14 protein-coding genes and 4 tRNA genes are annotated in these 16028 nt (G+C 66.0%); 2 read left to right on the forward strand and 16 right to left on the reverse strand.

From position 1 onward, the window contains the following. Positions 1 to 351 precede the first annotated feature (351 nt). The 3 genes from FS507_RS02440 to rplJ form a co-directional block, all read right to left on the reverse strand. On the reverse strand, positions 352 to 1359 hold the full coding sequence (locus FS507_RS02440; RefSeq protein ID WP_260853119.1) for a DUF3068 domain-containing protein: 1008 nt from the start codon (positions 1357 to 1359) through the stop codon (positions 352 to 354). A 120-nt stretch (positions 1360 to 1479) separates the two neighbouring features. Continuing rightward, complete coding sequence (gene rplL, locus FS507_RS02445; RefSeq protein WP_145941247.1) at positions 1480 to 1863, reverse strand: 50S ribosomal protein L7/L12; 384 nt, start codon at positions 1861 to 1863, stop codon at positions 1480 to 1482. 81 nt (positions 1864 to 1944) lie between these two features. Further along, positions 1945 to 2463 (reverse strand): 50S ribosomal protein L10, encoded by a 519-nt coding sequence (gene rplJ, locus FS507_RS02450; protein WP_145941248.1) that lies wholly within the window; start codon positions 2461 to 2463, stop codon positions 1945 to 1947. Positions 2464 to 2898: 435 nt separating this feature from the next. On the opposite strand from rplJ, the gene FS507_RS02455 reads away from it, so the two are divergent. Continuing rightward, positions 2899 to 3876, forward strand: coding sequence for an esterase/lipase family protein (locus tag FS507_RS02455; RefSeq protein ID WP_145941249.1), 978 nt, complete (start codon positions 2899 to 2901; stop codon positions 3874 to 3876). Between the two features lie 74 nt (positions 3877 to 3950). On the opposite strand, the gene rplA is transcribed toward FS507_RS02455, so the two are convergent. The 9 genes from rplA to FS507_RS02500 form a co-directional block, all read right to left on the reverse strand. Continuing rightward, a complete protein-coding gene (gene rplA / locus FS507_RS02460) occupies positions 3951 to 4664 on the reverse strand; it encodes a 50S ribosomal protein L1 (RefSeq protein WP_145941250.1) in 714 nt (237 codons plus the stop codon). Between the two features lie 83 nt (positions 4665 to 4747). Next, on the reverse strand, positions 4748 to 5188 hold the full coding sequence (rplK, locus tag FS507_RS02465; protein ID WP_145941251.1) for a 50S ribosomal protein L11: 441 nt from the start codon (positions 5186 to 5188) through the stop codon (positions 4748 to 4750). Between the two features lie 153 nt (positions 5189 to 5341). Next, positions 5342 to 6199, reverse strand: coding sequence for a transcription termination/antitermination protein NusG (gene nusG / locus FS507_RS02470; protein WP_145941252.1), 858 nt, complete (start codon positions 6197 to 6199; stop codon positions 5342 to 5344). Positions 6200 to 6352: 153 nt separating this feature from the next. Further along, the gene (secE, locus tag FS507_RS02475; RefSeq protein WP_260853120.1) at positions 6353 to 6688 is read right to left on the reverse strand and encodes a preprotein translocase subunit SecE; all 336 of its coding nucleotides are present in this window, start codon (positions 6686 to 6688) and stop codon (positions 6353 to 6355) included. Positions 6689 to 6769: 81 nt separating this feature from the next. Continuing rightward, positions 6770 to 6842: transfer RNA gene (locus FS507_RS02480), tRNA-Trp, on the reverse strand. Between the two features lie 225 nt (positions 6843 to 7067). After that, positions 7068 to 7144, reverse strand: a tRNA-Met gene (locus tag FS507_RS02485). A 55-nt stretch (positions 7145 to 7199) separates the two neighbouring features. Then, positions 7200 to 7272, reverse strand: a tRNA-Thr gene (locus tag FS507_RS02490). Between the two features lie 414 nt (positions 7273 to 7686). Then, positions 7687 to 7768: transfer RNA gene (locus FS507_RS02495), tRNA-Tyr, on the reverse strand. A gap of 75 nt (positions 7769 to 7843) precedes the next feature. After that, a complete protein-coding gene (locus FS507_RS02500; RefSeq protein WP_145941253.1) occupies positions 7844 to 8863 on the reverse strand; it encodes a polyprenyl synthetase family protein in 1020 nt (339 codons plus the stop codon). Between the two features lie 162 nt (positions 8864 to 9025). On the opposite strand from FS507_RS02500, the gene FS507_RS02505 reads away from it, so the two are divergent. After that, complete coding sequence (locus FS507_RS02505) at positions 9026 to 10336, forward strand: geranylgeranyl reductase family protein (protein WP_145941254.1); 1311 nt, start codon at positions 9026 to 9028, stop codon at positions 10334 to 10336. A 24-nt stretch (positions 10337 to 10360) separates the two neighbouring features. On the opposite strand, the gene FS507_RS02510 is transcribed toward FS507_RS02505, so the two are convergent. From FS507_RS02510 to FS507_RS02525, 4 genes are all read right to left on the reverse strand, one after another. Then, positions 10361 to 11059: a demethylmenaquinone methyltransferase gene (locus FS507_RS02510; RefSeq protein WP_145941255.1), complete on the reverse strand. Its 699-nt coding sequence runs from the start codon at positions 11057 to 11059 to the stop codon at positions 10361 to 10363. 11 nt (positions 11060 to 11070) lie between these two features. After that, positions 11071 to 11550, reverse strand: coding sequence for a DUF3592 domain-containing protein (locus FS507_RS02515; RefSeq protein WP_260853121.1), 480 nt, complete (start codon positions 11548 to 11550; stop codon positions 11071 to 11073). 3 nt (positions 11551 to 11553) lie between these two features. After that, positions 11554 to 13398 carry a 2-succinyl-5-enolpyruvyl-6-hydroxy-3-cyclohexene-1-carboxylic-acid synthase gene (menD, locus tag FS507_RS02520; protein ID WP_145941256.1) on the reverse strand — a complete coding sequence of 615 codons (1845 nt, stop codon included), beginning with the start codon at positions 13396 to 13398 and terminating at the stop codon, positions 11554 to 11556. Between the two features lie 70 nt (positions 13399 to 13468). Continuing rightward, on the reverse strand, positions 13469 to 15811 hold the full coding sequence (locus tag FS507_RS02525; protein WP_145941257.1) for an excinuclease ABC subunit UvrA: 2343 nt from the start codon (positions 15809 to 15811) through the stop codon (positions 13469 to 13471). Between the last annotated feature and the right edge of the window lie 217 nt (positions 15812 to 16028).

The raw sequence follows: 16028 nt of genomic DNA on the forward strand, positions 1-16028 counted from the left end.
GGTTGCTATGAGCGTACGGTCTGCGGTGGTCTGTGGAAATCTGTGGGGTTCTGTGGGGGTTGACGGAATCCGGGTCAGTTGCGAACCAGTGTCCGGAAACAGTTGATGGACCTTGTCAAGTAACCGGTCCGGGCCGGATCGGCGTGGCCGGGCACTCTGGCGTTCCGCCGTGCCGTGACCATGTCGATCCCCTCCGTACCATCGCTCATCAAGGTCGTGTCCTGCTGTTATCGCAACGTCGCCAGACGTCAATCCAGCGCAACGATCGATCGTATATCACCCGCGTGCGGATGTCCACCCCTACGACACACGGGGTCCACCCTCCCCGTGAACCGGCCCGTGTCGTGCCGTCTACTTCTTCGGCGACTGCGTTGATCCAGACCGCTGGACACGCTGTGGCCGTAAGGCCACGACCGCCGAACCGAGTGCCACGATAGCACCCGTGACAGTCAGCACAATACCCCATCCGCGTGTCGGCCGGTCGTGTCCCAGCTCGGCGGCCTGAACCAGCAGGTCGTCGCGCTCAGCGTCCGGAGTCGCACCGCTGAAGGAACTGAGAAGTTCCGGCGACGCGGCGTCTGCGTCGTCACCGTCGGGGACATAGACATCCTGGATGTCCTCGGTCACCGACACGATCATCCCGCTCTCCGGCTCCACCCGGAACTCCTTGGACCCGTTCCGGTACAACGAGGACGGGTCCCCCTCCCCCGTGGTCGATGTCGACCGGTAGTACCCCGGGTTGGCCTGCCGTACCGGCTCTGCGTCGAATTCCTGCCGGAAGACGTACACCTCGGTGCCGTTGACATCCTCGGTCTGCACGAACTGCGCCGGGACCTCGCGTCGGAGCAGGTTGTCGAAGACCGGATACTCCTCCTGTGCGGTGTCCCTCGGGAACGCCAGCCACTGACCGGCTACCTCGGTAGGCGCAGCGGGGGTCGCCGGTGTGTCCGCCACCTTCGCGTCCCCCAGGGAGAGCCCTGTCATCCGGTCGATCCGGTAGCTCCACACCTCGGCGTCAAGGAGGCCGTCATCACCCTCGATGTCGTTCCTCAGGGAGGTGACCCCGACGGTTGCCGCCGCAGATTCATCGTCCGCCGGCTCGCCCAGAGACACCGCGTAGGTCTTGGTCACCGGGGCGGTGACCGGCTGAGGGGGCTCCCCCTCGTCCTGTCCCTCCCCTGCCAGGTAGGACGGGCCGATACGGGCCTCGTCATCCTGCAGCGTCAACTGCGACTCACTGAGTTCCAGCGGTACGGGACGTTCTGGAGGCACCAGTACCGGCAGAGCGATACCGACGGCGAGCAGGATGCACCCCAGCCCGAGTGTGAGGACAGCGGCGACGCGGGATCTCGGAAGCATGCGGACCATCGTAATGCCCCCGCCGGACAGACGGGAACAGACGACAACACCCCCGCCACAGACGTCCTGCGAACGTCCCTGACGGGGGTGGTGAAGAATGCGGCGTAAGCCGGAGACCTCTTACTTGAGGGAAACCTTGGCGCCGGCCTCTTCGAGCTTGGCCTTGGCAGCCTCGGCGTCGTCCTTGGAAGCAGCCTCGATGAGAGCCTTCGGTGCGCCTTCGACGAGCTCCTTGGCCTCCTTCAGGCCCAGGCCGGAGACGAGCTCGCGGACAACCTTGATCACGCCGATCTTCTTGGCGCCGGCGTCCTCGAGAACGACGTCGAACTCGTCCTTCTCCTCCTCAGCGGGGGCAGCAGCAGCGCCGGGGGCGGCAGCAGCGGCGACCGGGGCAGCGGCGGTGACGTCGAAGGTGTCCTCGAAGAGCTTGACGAACTCAGAGAGCTCGATCAGGGTCATCTCCTTGAAGGCCTCGAGCAGTTCGTCGTTGGTGAACTTAGCCATGTCGGCTTCCTTTCTTTGTCCCGCTCAGCACTGAGCGGGGAACGGGGTGTAGAGCGTATGGGGGTTAGGCCGCCTGACGGGTCAGGCAGCTTCCTTCTTCTCCTGGAGCGCGGCGGAAAGCCGTGCGACCTGGGATGCCGGAGCGTTGAACAGACCAGCAGCCTTGCTGAGGGAGCCCTGCAGGGCGCCGGCCAGCTTGGCCAGGGTGGTCTCACGGTTGTCCAGCTCAGCGATTGCCTCAACCTGGGCCGCGGACAGCGGGTTGCCGTCCATGCTGCCGCCCTTGATCACGAGCGCCTTGTGATCTGCACCGAACTTCTTGAACGCCTTGGCAGCGTCAACTGCCTCACCCTGGATGAAGGCGACGGCGGTCGGTCCGGTGAGCAGTTCATCAGCGATCTCGACGCCGGCCTGCTTCGCAGCCAGCTTGATCATGGTGTTCTTGGCGACGGAGTAGGTGACCTCGGAACCCAGGGCCTTGCGCAGCTCAGTCGTCTGAGCGACGGTCAGGCCACGGTACTCGGTGAGCACCATGGCGCTGGCGTTCTCGAAACGTGCGGTGAGCTCCGCGACCGATGCGGTGTTCTTTGCGTTTGCCATACTCTCGCCTCCTTCCTGATGTCTGTCGGTGGTGCGACCAGACGGTATCTGAACGGCCATCCTGCACACACAGCGACGCCCCGTGCACAGGGCACGGGGCGCGGAGGGCGACAGTCCCGGACCGCTGGGGCCCGGCGTCGCTCGGCGTGTTCCGTGTTTCCCTGCGTAGGCGCCATCACCGTGTCATGGTGATGATCCTTCGTCCGTCTTCCCCGGTGCTGCCCGGTGAAGACGTCAACCGACGGTCTCCGGTGAAACTTGAACGTTCGCGGGTCACCCCGCGATCAAACTTCTCGCATGACTATAGACGCCGAGCCCTCTGAAGCCCAAATCGCCGGGCCTGCCACCGCCCCGCCCCTGTCCAGACCGGAATCCCGGCAAGTCGTTCCGTGGAACAGCACCGCTTCCCCGGTCCCGGGTAGTAGGTTCGGTGGAATGAGTTCAACGTCAAATACTTATGCCTCCTCCAGCACACCCGAGCACCGGTTCTTCCTGACTGCGTTCCTGAAGTCGTGGGGGCACGCCGACCCGATGCCTGCGGGCGTCAACGACTGGGACACCCCGCTGTCCGAGGAGCACCCGGTCCCCGTCGTCCTCCTCCACGGCACGTGGATGAACGCCTACGGGACGTGGTCGATGATCGCCCCGAAACTCGCCGCCCGCGGCTTCAGGGTGTTCGCCCTGAACTACGGCAGCAACGACGAGAGCCTGCTGGGACGACGTACCTGCTGTTTCGGAAACGGCGGTCTCCTGGACGCCACCGCCGAGATCGCCGAATTCATCGACGCCGTGCTCGAGCGTACGGGAGCGTCCCAGGTGGACGTCATCGGCCATTCGCAGGGGTCCGCCCAGGCACGCATGATCGTCACCGAGAACGAGGGGCGGTTCGCCGGCGGAGAACCCAAGATCAGAAACATCATCGGACTCGCGGGATCGGGTCACGGCACCACCATGATGGGCCTCGGCACCCTCGCCGCCTGGCTCCGGGACAAGCTGCACGGAAAGATCGACGTCGCCGGGGTCCTCCGATCTGTGCTGGGCCAGTGCGCCGAAGACCAGATCGTGGACTCCGATGTCGTCAGGTACATCAACCGTGACGGCGACACGGTACCCGGCGTGCACTACACCATGATCGGTACCCGCTATGACGAAGTGGTCACTCCCTGGCGCACGCAGTTCCTCACTCCCGGTGAGGGCGCGACCGTGCGCAACTTCTGTGTCCAGTCCGACGGCAATGCACGGGATTGGAGCGACCACCTGTCCCTGTGCTATTCGCCCAGGACCTTCGACCTGATCCTCGAACGACTGTCGGACAGCGACAACGGCAGTCCAGGCGACTACCGCAAGACTCACCCCCATGTCATTGCCCGGGTCATCCCCGTGCTGGGGCAACTTCGGCAACGCGGATACTGAGCACGGCAGAACAACGCCCCTGCCACCCCGTTAATCCGGGGCGCCAGGGGCGTTGTTCGCGGGGACGGAGGAAACTAGTCCTCGTCGCCGGTGAAGTTCTTCATCACGGACGGATCAACCTGGATGCCCGGGCTGTTCGTCGTCGCGACGGTGATCTTCTTGATGTAGCGGCCCTTGGCGGCGGACGGCTTCACGCGGAGCAGTTCCTCCACCAGCGCGCCGTAGTTCTCGGCGAGAGCCTTCTCGTCGAAGGACGCCTTGCCGATCATGGCGTGCAGGTTGGCTGCCTTGTCGACGCGGAAGGAGATCTTACCGCCCTTGATCTCGGAGACGGCCTTGGCGACGTCCGTGGTGACGGTGCCGGTCTTCGGGTTCGGCATGAGACCACGCGGGCCCAGGACGCGGGCGACACGGCCGACCTTGGCCATCTGGTCAGGGGTGGCGATCGCAGCGTCGAAGTCGGTCCAGCCGCCCTGGATACGCTCGATGAGCTCGGCGGTGCCCACGGCCTCGGCACCGGCCTCTTCGGCGGCGGTGGCGTTGGGGCCCTCGGCGAAGACGATGACGCGGACGTTCTTGCCCGTGCCGTTCGGCAGGGAGACGGTACCGCGGACCAGCTGGTCAGCCTTACGGGGGTCGACACCCAGGCGGATCGCGACGTCGACGGTGGCGTCGTGGGTCTTGGAGGAGGTCTCCTTGGCCAGCTTGACGGCCTCGATCGGGGTGTAGAGACGATCGGCGTCGATCTTCTCTGCGGCGGCGCGGTACGCCTTGGAGTTCTTGCTCATGGTACTGGTCCAATCAGTGGTTGTTGGAGTGTGGTTGACGGGCCGCAAGTGGCCCTGCCACGGGTGATGCCTGTATTAACGCGTCAGGCAGGCTGGTCGACGACGTCGATGCCCATGGAGCGTGCGGTGCCGGCGATGATGCGGGCGCCGTTCTCCAGGTCGTTGGCGTTGATGTCCTCGAACTTGGTCTGCGCGATCTCGCGGCACTGTGCCCAGCTGACCTGACCGACCTTCTCTGCGTGAGGAACGCCGGAGCCCTTCTGGATGCCTGCAGCCTTCATCAGCAGCTTGGCTGCCGGCGGGGTCTTCAGCTTGAAGTCGAAGGAACGGTCCTCGTAGACCGTGATCTCGACCGGGATGACGTTCCCGCGCTGGGACTCGGTGGCCGCGTTGTAGGCCTTGCAGAACTCCATGATGTTGACGCCGTGCGCACCGAGCGCCGGGCCGACCGGCGGCGCCGGGTTAGCGGCACCTGCCTGGATCTGCAGCTTGATCAGGCCGGAGACCTTCTTCTTCTTCGCCATGGTTCACCTCTTCACGTGGTACCAGGTGTGTCGCCTGCACAGACGACCTTGCCCGTCCTATGGCGGGGACAGGGCACACCTGTCCGGATGCCGGTCTGGTTACCGGCCACCGGGTGGAATGTTCATGTGCTCGCGATGAGCAACGGTCAAACTCTAGTTGAGCTTCTCTACCTGGTCAAATGCCAGGTCGACGGGGGTCTCGCGCCCGAAGATCGACACCAGGGCCTTCAGCTTGCTGTTCGCTGCATCGATCTCGGAGATCGTGGCCGACACCGACGCGAACGGACCGGACAGCACCGTCACGGACTCGCCGACCTCGAAGTCCACCTCGACCTGGTCGCCGAGCGGTGTCGGCGCCATGGCGACACCGGTGTCGCTGACATCGACGGGGGCGCCCGCCTCGGCGTCTTCCTGGGACGCCGGCGCGGTGGCCGTCTCCGGGGGGAGAAGGAACTTCGCGACCTCGCGGATCTTCACCGGAGTCGGCTTCCCCTCGTTACCCACGAAGGAGGTGACACCCGGGGTGTCGCGGATGACGGACCACGAGGCGTCGTCCAGCTCGATACGGACGAGCACATATCCGGGCAGGAGCTTGCGCTTGACGCGCTTACGCTTGCCGTCCTTGAGCTCGGTGATCTCCTCGATGGGGACGACGACCTCGTGGATCTGCTCGTCCACACCCAGGGTCTGGGCGCGCATCTCGAGGTTCGTCTTCACCTTGTTCTCGTAGCCCGAGTAGCACTGGATGATGTACCAGTCACCGTCGAGCTTCTTCAGCGCACGCATGAACTCGCGCAGTCGCGTACGGTACGCGGCCATGGCCGCGTCCTCGGGACTCTGCTCGGCCGCGGGGGTGTCAACGGCGGCTTCTGCCCCGTCGACACTGTCCTGTTCCGCCTGCGCCGCGGTATCTGTGTCTCCGAGTTCGCTGACGGCCTGCTGCACGTCATCATGCGCTGCGGCAGCGAGACCTTCCGCCGTGCTGCTGTCGTGGATGTTCTCGTCACTCATGGGTTGATCATCTCCCTGATGGTACGGACGCTGTATGTGGGTTCGTTTGTTGTCCTGCTTTTCCAGGTGCGGGTGGAGCAACCGTGCCCCGCATGAAAAATCCGCCTCGCCGTAAGGCGGAGGCGGTGGATACTGAGGTCGATCATAGCACGGTCAGAGACCGAACATGAACTCCAGACCTTCACCGGTGAGCAGGTCGACGACCGTGCACATCGCGGTGATCGCGATGAGGAACACCAGCGTGACAATGGAGTAGGTGACCATCTCGCGGCCGGTGGGCCAGATGACCTTCTTCACCTCTGATCCCACGGAACGCGGGAACGCGAGGATACGACTGCCATCGGACTTGGCTCCGTCAACATCCGCGACCTTGGCGGACGTACGGTTGTCCTGGTCGGCGGAGCTTCCCTCCCCGCTGACCTGACGCTTACCGGACGGACGCAACGGACCGCCGGTGGACCCGACTTCGTTGTTCTTCTCGTCGCTCACGTGATCTACAGCTCCTCGGAATATGGAAAACCCCGGGAATGTCGGGCCGGTGATCACCGGCCCCGCATCCCGGGGCATGTGCAGGGGCGACAGGACTTGAACCTGCAACCTGCGGTTTTGGAGACCGCTGCTCTGCCAATTGAGCCACGCCCCTTCGCGATGGATCTCAGCCTACCACGACGGGCAGACCGCGACGTCTCACGGACGGTACCGCGTTAACGGCACCGCAGCAGTCTATCAGTCGCCCGTCCCGCGTAACAACTGGGCCACGCTACCCCAGGCGTGGGCGACGCATGCCGAGGCCAGGGGCCCGTATCCCCGCACAGCAGAACACCCCGCTCCCTGACGTGCAGGCTGCGGGGTGTTCCTCGTCTTACTCTGGTAGCGATGCCGGGGATCGAACCCGGGACCTCACGATTATGAGTCGTGCGCTCTAACCATCTGAGCTACACCGCCAGGGCCATTCAACCGGCTGTGACCGGCATGCCGGATATCGCCTCAAAATGACTTGAGCCCCCTGACAGAATCGAACTGTCGACCTTTTCCTTACCATGGAAACGCTCTGCCGACTGAGCTAAGGGGGCGTACCTCATGCAACGGAACCGGTATACAACCTCGGTTGTTCCCGCTCCAGCTCCTGAAGCCTGAAGTAGAATAACCAGAGTAGCCTCCCTTGCACAAATCCACAGGTCACCGGCGATAAATCGCACTCCGTGAACCTGCGGCTCCGCAACCTCGGCCGCGCATGGCCTCCAGTCTCCCCGCTCCTCACCGTCGACGGCCCCACCCCAGCACCGCCCGGACGACCGCCACAGCGTCCCCGGCACGGAGCAACCCTGGAGGTTGGTGCGACCAACCTCCAGGGTTGCTCCCCCAGTCTCGCGCGGGCGGGAGGGCCTCGCGCGGACGGGACGGAGAAGCGGAGAAGCCGATACGGGAGCACCAGGCACGAGAAAACCGCCCGGGGAGTGTCTCCACTCCCCGGGCGGTTCATTCTGTGCCAGGTAAAGGATTCGAACCTTTGAAGGCAATGCCGGCGGATTTACAGTCCGCTCCCTTTGGCCGCTCGGGCAACCTGGCGTGCACCTCACGGTGCGAGGGATACCCTACTACGAGGCGACGAGGTATCCGCAAATCGCCTGGTCAGAGCGACAGTCAGCCCAGGCGCTCCAAGGAGTACTCCATGAGGTTACGGAGCGCACCGGTCGCGGGAATCTCCGGGAGAAGCGACAGTTCCGCCTCCCCGAGACCGCGGTAACGCTCGACGTCGGCCAGTGCGCGCTCCCGCCCGTCCGAGGCGCGGATGAGCGTCAGCGCCTCGTCCACGAGCTCATCGTCAGTCACCGGGCCGGTGAGCAGTTCCCGGAGACGGGCCCCACCTACGGTCTCCTCGCGCATGGCGTAGAGCACGGGAAGAGTGAAGACACCTTCGCGCAGGTCGGTGCCGGGGGTCTTACCGGACGTCTCCGGATCGGACCAGATGTCGATGATGTCGTCGACGATCTGGAAGACCTGCCCCAGGTGACGGCCGAAACGGAACAACGCGGCACGGTGCTCCTCTGCTGCCCCCGAGTGGAGAGCCCCCAGATAGCCTGCGGAGGCGATGAGCACGCCGGTCTTCTCCTGGATGACCTGCATGTAGTGTTCGATGTCGTCGTCCCCGTCGGGAGGGCCGATGGTCTCACGCATCTGCCCGGTGACCAGTTCGCCGAATGTGTCGGCGAAATGACGGACCGTCTCGGTCCCGAGATCCGCCATCAACCCGGAGGCGACGGCGAAGATGTAGTCGCCGGCGAGAATGGCCACGGAGTTGGACCACCGCGCATTGGCGCTGGGGGCGCCCCGGCGACGCTCCGCCTCGTCCATCACGTCATCGTGGTACAGCGTAGCCAGGTGGGTGAGCTCGACGACGACGGCCGCGTCGGTCACTTCAGCGCGCCCACTCCCCGGCTCGTCCTGCCCGTACTGCGCCGCCAGCAGGGCGAACATCGGACGGAAGCGTTTCCCCCCGGACACCGCGAGATGGCTGATCTTGTCGGTGAGAAAGGTCTCCCCGGACGACAGGACCTCGCGGAGCCTGGCCTCCACACGTGCCAGGCCGTCCGGGACGGCGGTGTTCAGGTACTCGTCACCGAGATCGAGCCCCACCCGCACATCCGAGTTAGTGCTTGCCATGAATTACGTAGCCTCTGTCCGTCAAACGTCTTCTCTGGATAATCTTGCTCCCCGCTACTGTAGACCAGCACCTCGGCACGGACCCAGACGAGCAGGAACAAAGATCTGTGGGGACGGGGTCCCGTCGCGCTGATCCCCCTCCCGGTACGGTGCCGTGCCACAATGGTCGCGATGAATGACACAGAGTGCGAAGTTCTCGTCGTCGGAGCCGGGCCGGCCGGGTCGGCCGCGGCACACCGCGCCGCCGGCGCAGGCCGCGATGTTCTCCTCGTGGATATGCAGGACTTCCCCCGGGACAAGACCTGCGGTGACGGACTGACTCCGCGGGCCGTCCACGCACTGGAACGTCTCGGCGCGTCCGACCTCGTCTCGACCTCCGCCGGACGTCCGGAGATCCGCGGACTGAAGCTGCACGGATTCGGAGGTTCAGTCACCGCCCCGTGGCCAGGACACACCGAGTTCCCTGCCCGGGGCACAGCGGTCGCCCGGACCGACATCGACAACGCACTCGTGAATATGGCTGTCGCCTCCGGCGCGCGGCTGCGTACAGGGACGAAAGCCGTCGACGTGGAGACCGACCTGGCCGGTGGGGCGCGACGGGTACGTGCCGTGCACTTCGCCGACGGATCCACGGTGCGCTGCCGTTACCTGGTCCTGGCGGAGGGGGTGCGCAGTGGAATCGCCCGGACCCTGGGGACCCGCTGGTTGCGCGGTCTCGTCCACGGCGTGGCTGCCCGCTCCTACTGCCCCACTCCGTTCGGTGATGAGTCGTGGATCCACTCACACCTGGAGCTGCGGGACAGCGAGGGCACTGCGCAGCCGGGTTACGGCTGGATTTTCCCGCTCGGCACCGACGGCGAGCACGGTTCCGCGGTCAATCTGGGCTGTGGCGCGCTGTCCACGTCCCGGCGCCCGGCGAAGGTCAATGTCCGCAGGTTACTGGCGACCTATGCCGAGCAGTGTCGTGAGGAGTGGAGCCTCGGCGAGCCGACCCAGGTCGCCAGCGCCCTCCTGCCGATGGGCGGGGCGGTCACCCGGGTCGCCGGGGTGAACTGGGCCGCGGTCGGGGACACCGCCGCACTGGTCAACCCGTTAAACGGTGAGGGCATCGACTACGCACTCGAGTCCGCCGCCGACGTGGTCGACCTCCTGCCCGACGCGGACCGTTCTCCCGACGGTCTCCGCTACATGTGGCCCGCTCACCTGAGCGATCGTTACGGGGACGCGTTCTCCCTGGCACGACGTGCCGCCACGCTGCTGACGATGCCGGGGCTTCTCGCTGCCCTCGGTCCGCTGGGAATGCGTGGTCCTCTCTCAGATCAGCTGATGGGTTCTGCCGCACGGTTGATGGGGAACCTCGTGACCCCGGAGGACCGGGACCTGACCGCCCGGGCCTGGTTGACCGCGGGACGGCTCAGTAGCGCCCACGACCGGTTCTGGCACGCGGAGTCGCGCCCGCTGTTCGGACGCTGACCGGGCCGGACCTACCTGGCGCGGTTACTCCGCCGTGGCCGGTTTCGTGGCGCTGTGCAGCGCCGTGATTCCGAAGGTGAGGTTCTGCCACCCGCACCCTTCCCACCCGGAACGGTTGACCAGCGACGCCAGGGCCTCCTGGTCCGGCCAGTCGCGGATCGACTCGGCCAGGTACACGTAGGCTTCCGCATTCGAGGAAACCGCTTTCGCGATTGCGGGAAGCACACGCATGATTGCTTCCATGTAGACAGTGCGGAGTACCGGAACCACTGGAGTGGAGAACTCACAGACGGTGAGCCGTCCCCCCGGCCTGGTGACACGGGCCATCTCACGCAGTCCGGCAGCAGGATCCACGAAGTTCCGCAGCCCGAAGCTGATGGTCACCGCATCGAAGGTGTCGTCCGGGAAGGGTAGGCTCATACCGTCCCCACACACCTTCGGGACGTCCCTGTCCTTCCCCGCCGCCAGCATCCCCGGGGAGAAGTCACAGGCCACACACCATGCACTAGACTCCGAAAGCTCCACCGTGGAGACCGCGGTCCCCGCAGCCAGGTCGAGGACCTTGTCGCCCGGGGCGAGGTCGAGCCGCCGGCGGGTACGCTTCCTCCAGATACGGTCAATCCCCGCCGTCATCGCTGTATTGGTCAGGTCGTAGTTCTCTCCGACGGCGTCGAACATGCGGGCGACGTCGTTCGGGTTCTTCTCCAGGCTGGCTCGTGACACGGTGACCAAGCCTAGTCGATCCTCGGGTCCTCCCCTGCTTTCCCCCGACGCCACCAGAGCTGCACCGCCCCGAACAACAGTCCTGTCACCGCCGCCGAAACCAACCACACCGACAACGCCGGTATCACCGACAACGTCCAGCCCCGTCCCTGCACCTTCACGTTCTCCGTGTCGGAGCGCTGGTAGTCGACGTAGACCCGGTCGCCCTGGGACAGACCCGTCGGATACTTCAGCCCACGGTCAGGCTGGTGGTATGCCCCGGCGTCGTCACGGAAACGCACCAGCGTGGTGGAACCGTCGCTGAGCACATCAGCCACGGCGACGCCCCGGTCCCCGGAAATCTTCGCGTCGTTGACGGCCGCATTGACGACGATCATCCCGCATACGGCGGTGGAGAGAAGAAACAACGCCAGCACCGCCTGGACCAGGCGGCGGTGGACCAGTGCCCGCGTCGGGCGGAACGAGCCGAGGAACGACGGAACGGTCAGCACGGCCTACCCCTTCCCCGTCGGTGAAACCGTGGTCTTCGCCGTGAGGGCCCGGTGCATACGCTCCCGTGGACTGCGGGAGACCGCGGCCTCGACGACCAACAGCCCGCCGGGCCCCTCGGCATGGTTCTCGAGAGCCAGACTCAGTTCCTGGAGCGTCCCCACCTGCTGGTGTGCGACTCCGTACCCGTCACACAGTGCCCCGAGCTCCACTCCCGTCGGAGTGCCGACGACGCGGTCGAACGCGGACACTCCGTCGTCGAATGTCCTCAGCCCCGGCGCGCCGACCTCGAGTGTCTCGAAGATCGCGCCGCCGTCGTCATTGGAGACCACGATCACCAGGTTCTCCGGGCGTGGCTCGCCGGGGCCTATCGACAGTCCGTTGATGTCGTGGAGGAATGTCAGGTCGCCCATCAGGGCGACTGTCCTCGGCGCCCGCATCAGGTCCGGCTCGGCGGACGCATGCGCCAGAGCCACCCCCACCGCCGTGGAGACTGTCCCGTCGATGCCGGCGGCACCACGGCTGGCGACCACGTGCACACCGGGGAACGGTAAGCCGGTCAGGGACGCGTCACGTACTGCGGAGGAGGCGCCGAGTACCACGGCGTCTCCGTCGGAGAGACTGTCGGTGACGGCGGCGGCGACATGGAGTCCCGTGAACTCCTCACCGGCGATCTCCTCCTTGACGGCCTCCGCCGCAACCTCACCGGCCGCGGCACAGGTCCGCAACCATCCCCGGGGATGCTCACCTGTCACGGTGACACCGCGCAACGGGGCCGCCGTCTCCAGGTCCGTACGTCCCACCGCGGGGGCCGTCGGACGGTCGGACACCGGGAACACCCGGATCTCCGGATCCGCGAGCAACCGTGCGATACCGCGGTGCAGTGTGGGGCGTCCGATGAGCACGATCTGCTCCGGGCGCATCTGCGCCCGGTACTCCCCGTCACCGACGCCGGCCCCGATCTCAGCGGCGAACAGCCCCGCGGCGGCGGGATGCACCGGCACATCGGGGGCAGGGCACCCCGGCTCAGCGATAGTCGGCACTCCGGCGAGTTCGTCGAGGACGTGTTGTGCCCACACCCGGTCACGGACGTCACCGGCCACGACCAACGTACGGCTCGACAGGTCCACCACCGTGGAGGGAAGCATCGGTGTCCGGAGCACGTCCGAGATCCGCTGGTGCTCCCCCGTACCGCCGTCGACTTCGCGGGCGGCCAGGCTCACGTCCGTCGTCGAGGAAGGTACCAACGGCTCGGCGAAAGGAATGTCGACCTGGACGCCGCCGGCGTCGACCGGAGACGTGGCCCGCATCACGGCATGCGCCACCTGCTGGCGTACGTCCTGCCCGGTGGCCGGGCGTCCACTCGCCACCGCTGCATCAATTCCGACGGTCTCCACCGCGTGCGTGCCGAAGATCCCGAACTGGTCGATCGTCTGATTCGCGCCCGAGCCCAGCAGTTCCCACGGCCGGTTCGCCGACACCACGATCAGCGGTACTCCGGCGGCCGTGGCCTCAACCATGGCCGGCAGGCAGTTCGCCACCGCCGTACCCGAGGTCATCACCACCGGGACGGCCCGTCCCGAGCGCTTGGCCAGCCCCAGTGCCAGGAAGGAGCCGGAGCGCTCATCGGTGCGTACGTGCAGCCGCAGTCGGCGCAGACGGTCCGCCTCGGCGAACGCCAGAGCCAGGGGTGCCGACCTCGACCCCGGGCAGACGACGGCCTCCCGCACCCCGTTGGCGATGAAAGCGTCCACGACAATCGCCGCCACCTGTGTGGCGGGCGAGAGGTGCGACAGTGTGGGACACAGGTCAGCGTGCGTGGAGTCAGGGATGTCGGTCGGGTCAGTCACACTCCCTGACGCTACCCGGCAGTCGTGGAGGTGCTGAAAACGGCTCCGGGAAAGGCCGGTGCAGGCTGGCTCACCCCACGGCGTGAGCCAGATGCTGTCCCGTCAACGTTCCGGACTCCACAAGTGACCCCGGTGTCCCCGAGAAGACCACCTGACCGCCCTCGTGTCCGGCTCCGGGGCCGACGTCGATGATGTGGTCGGCTGCCGCCATGACCGCCATATTGTGTTCGATGACCACGAGACTGTAGCCGTCGTCCACCAGCGACTGCATCATCGTCACCAGTGTTCCGGTGTCGGCGAGGTGCAGACCCGACGTCGGCTCGTCGAGCACGATCACGGAGGCACCACCCGACGCCTCCAGGCCGTCGCCGATCTTCGCCGCGAGCTTCAGACGTTGGCGTTCCCCGCCGGACAGGGTGTTCAGCGGCTGTCCGAGGCGCAGGTAGTCGAGGCCGACCTGCATGAGCCGGTCCAGGGGCCCGGACACCGTCCGCGACGATGCGCTGGACGGGACATCGTCGGTGAAGAAGTCCCGGGCCTGCCTCACCGTCATGTCCAGGACATCGCTGATGGTGCGTCCTGCCAGCGTGAACTCCAGGACCTCCGGCCGGAAACGGCGCCCGCCGCACTCCTCACAGGGGGTCGACACACCCGCCATGATCGCCAGATCGGTGTACACGACGCCGAGCCCGTTGCACACCGGACACGCACCCTCGGAATTCGGGCTGAACTGCGCCGGCGTGGCCCCGGCAGCCTTGTTCGCCCGGGCGAAGAGTTTGCGGACGTCGTCGAGGACACCGGTGTACGTGGCCGGGGTGGAACGTCGGGACCCGCGGATGCCGGACTGGTCGACCACCGTCACCGCCTCCCGTCCGGTCAGGCCGCCGTGGATCAGCGACGACTTCCCGGACCCGGCGACACCGGTGACCACGGTGAGTACCCCGAGGGGGACGTCCACCGAGACGTCCTGCAGGTTGTTCACGCTGACGTGTTCCAACGACATCACCCCGGTAGGGGTCCGCACCGTGTCACGGAGCGCCACTCCGCGGTCGAGTGAACGGGCGGTGACCGTGTCCGCACCACGCAGCCCCTCGTAGGAGCCTGAGAACACGACCTCGCCGCCGGCCTCGCCGGAACCCGGTCCGATATCGACGACATAGTCCGCGGCCTCGATGACCTCGGGTTTGTGCTCGACGACCAAGACCGTGTTGCCCTTGTCACGGATCCGCTGCAGCAGGTCGATCATCCGGTCGATGTCATGCGGGTGCAGGCCGATCGTCGGCTCGTCGAAGACATAGGTCACGTCCGACAACGGGGAGCCGAGGTGGCGGATCATCTTCACCCGTTGTGCCTCTCCCCCGGACAATGTCCCGGCCGGACGGTCGAGGCTGAGGTAGCCCAGGCCGACGTCGACGAGATTGTCGAGCATGCCGAGCAGGTTGGACCGTACGGGCGCCACGGACGGCTCCGCCTCGAGCCCCTGGACCAGCTCACGTAGTTCGGTGATCTGCGTCGAGTTCCACTCACCGATGGTGCGCCCGGCGACAGTGGCCGTCCGCGACGCCTCCTTCAACCGGATACCGTGACAGTCCGGGCACGGGCCGGTCGTGCTGATCCGGTCCACGAAGTTCACGATCTGCTTCTGCTTCGGCGGAGTGTCACGGTCGATCCACAGTCGACGGATGCGCGTGACGAGCCCGTCATAGCTGAGGTTCGAGAATCCGCTGTTGTCCTCCTTGGGGACCTTGATCTTCTGTGACGGTGCGTAGAGGAAGAACTCCCTCTGCTCCGGGGTGTAGTCCCGGACCGGGACGTCCGGGTCGAGTCGTCCGCAGTTGGCGTAGGACGACCAGTACCAGTCCCCCACGCCGAACCCCGGTGCATCGATCGCGCCCTCGTTCAGCGACTTCGACTCATCGAGGAACACCGACAGGTCGATGGTGGCTCCCACTCCGGTGCCCTCGCATGTGGGGCACCATCCCTCGGGGAGGTTGAAGGAGAAATGACCGGACGCACCGACGTACGGCTCGGACAGCCTGCTGAACAGGATGCGTACCAGGGACGAGGCGTCGGTCGCGGTACCGACCGTGGAGCGGGAGTTCGCCCCCATGCGCTCCTGGTCGATGATGATCGCCGGAGACAGGTTCTCCAGCACGTCGACGTCCGGACGCGGCAGGCTGGGCATGAACCCCTGGATGAAGGCACTGTAGGTCTCGTCGATCAGTCTGCGGGACTCGGCGGCGACCGTGCCGAAGACGAGGGAGGACTTCCCCGATCCGGAGACCCCGGTGACGACGGTGAGTCTCCTCTTGGGGATGTCGACGTCGATGTTCTTCAGGTTGTTGGCCCGGGCTCCCCGGACGTGGATCGTGTCGTGACTGGTGTCATGTCTAGTGTCGCGGGAGTCGCTCATTGCACCTTTTATAGCCGAAGAACAGGGTCTACCGGCAGTCTCGCATCACTCGTGGCGCGTCCTCCCCCGCACTGCGGCAGAGGCAACGGCGAGCCGGGCAGGGGTACGGGTCACAAATGTGAGGAAAACCGACAGGCGGGTCTGCCACCCTGCACAGAGGTCTGCCAGCCGCCCACGTGGTGGAGGACGTGGCAGAGCCGGGCACTCACCCGTCTGG

It is taken from the genome of Corynebacterium glyciniphilum AJ 3170, from assembly GCF_007673095.1.
Lineage (GTDB): Bacteria > Actinomycetota > Actinomycetes > Mycobacteriales > Mycobacteriaceae > Corynebacterium.